Origin of the sequence: Mesorhizobium sp. M7A.F.Ca.US.005.03.2.1, assembly GCF_003997795.1 — a bacterium.
GTDB lineage: Bacteria > Pseudomonadota > Alphaproteobacteria > Rhizobiales > Rhizobiaceae > Mesorhizobium > Mesorhizobium ciceri.
In genome coordinates this window covers 1-1,112 of sequence record NZ_RZRP01001301.1, presented here as the reverse complement: position 1 = coordinate 1,112, position 1,112 = coordinate 1, and the positions used below count along the sequence as shown (strand labels likewise).

Annotated in this window: 3 protein-coding genes; all 3 read right to left on the bottom strand. The window is 66.7% G+C overall.

The genetic code is table 11. From position 1 onward, the window contains the following. Positions 1–79: heme exporter protein CcmD (gene ccmD, locus EN991_RS37240; protein ID WP_127370574.1), on the bottom strand; the 79-nt coding region annotated here is incomplete at its 3' end. A gap of 112 nt (positions 80–191) precedes the next feature. Further along, the gene (gene ccmB, locus EN991_RS37235; protein ID WP_013528830.1) at positions 192–857 is read right to left on the bottom strand and encodes a heme exporter protein CcmB; all 666 of its coding nucleotides are present in this window, start codon (positions 855–857) and stop codon (positions 192–194) included. Positions 858–885: 28 nt separating this feature from the next. Next, positions 886–1,112: ATP-binding cassette domain-containing protein (locus EN991_RS37230; RefSeq protein ID WP_127370573.1), on the bottom strand; the 227-nt coding region annotated here is incomplete at its 5' end.

Here is a 1,112-nt window from a genome sequence, read left to right as displayed (position 1 = left end):
GGATCCAGCCGATCAATCCGGCGAGCACCACGGCAGTGATGCCATAGGCGGCGGTCACGTAGAGTGCATGCGCACTCATGCGGCAGGCCCCGCTGAGGTGGGGCCTTCCAAGCCGATCATGTCGCCCAGTCTAGACATGCTTTTCCTTAGCCTCGCTCCGTCGGCTTCGCAATCCGCAGTCATACGCCGCGTCAATCCGTGCCATGGCGCAGCGCCAGCGCCGCCGAGACCGGACCCAGCACGCCAAGAAACAGGGTCAGCGCGGCAAGAATGAGGAAGGGCTGCAGAAACGGGTCGGGATTGGCGGTCGCCCCATAGCTTGCCGAAACGCCGAAGATCAGCACCGGGATGGTCAGTGGCAGCACCAGCACCGAGATCAGCAGCCCGCCACGCGGCAGCGCCACCGCCACCGCCGCACCGGCGGCGCCGATGAACGTGATGGCCGGCGTGCCGACCAGCAGCGTCAGCGCCGTGGCGCCGATGCCGAGCGGCTCCATGTTCATGAACAGGCCGAGCAAGGGAGCCGCAATGACCAGCGGCAGCACGCTGCCCGCCCAATGCGCCAGGCATTTCACCAGCACTGTCAGAGCCAGCATCTGGCGATCGTTGCCGAGCACCAGGAGATCGAGCGAACCGTCCTCGCGATCGGCCTGGAACAACCGGTCGAGCCCGAGCAGGCAGGACAACAGCGCACCGATCCACAGGATGGCCGGTCCGATGCGGGCCAGCAGCTTCAGGTCCGGCCCGACCCCGAACGGGATGGTGACGATGACGGCGAGGAAGAAGATGACCCCGGTCAGCGCTCCGCCGCCGGCACGGATGTTGAGGCGGATGTCGCGCAGGAAGAGCGCTAGCATGGTTTGAGATGCTTTCGCCCAGACACCATCAACCGGCTTCCCCCATCCTCAACTCCATCCCCTCGATCCCGAGCGGCAGATGCGTCGCCGCGACAATCATCCCGCCATCCGCGCAATGCCTCGCCATCAACCCCGCAAACCGCGCCTCCGCCGCCTTGTCCAGCCCCGCCGTCGGCTCGTCCAGCAGCCACAATGGCCGGTGGCTGACCAAAAGCCTGGCGATCGCCGCGCGGCGCCGCTGCCCGGTCGATAGAT

Bases quoted from the DNA above. Each gene is read 5' to 3' on its own strand.
- ccmB (WP_013528830.1), bottom strand. From the start codon at position 857: ATGCTAGCGCTCTTCCTGCGCGACATCCGCCTCAACATCCGTGCCGGC.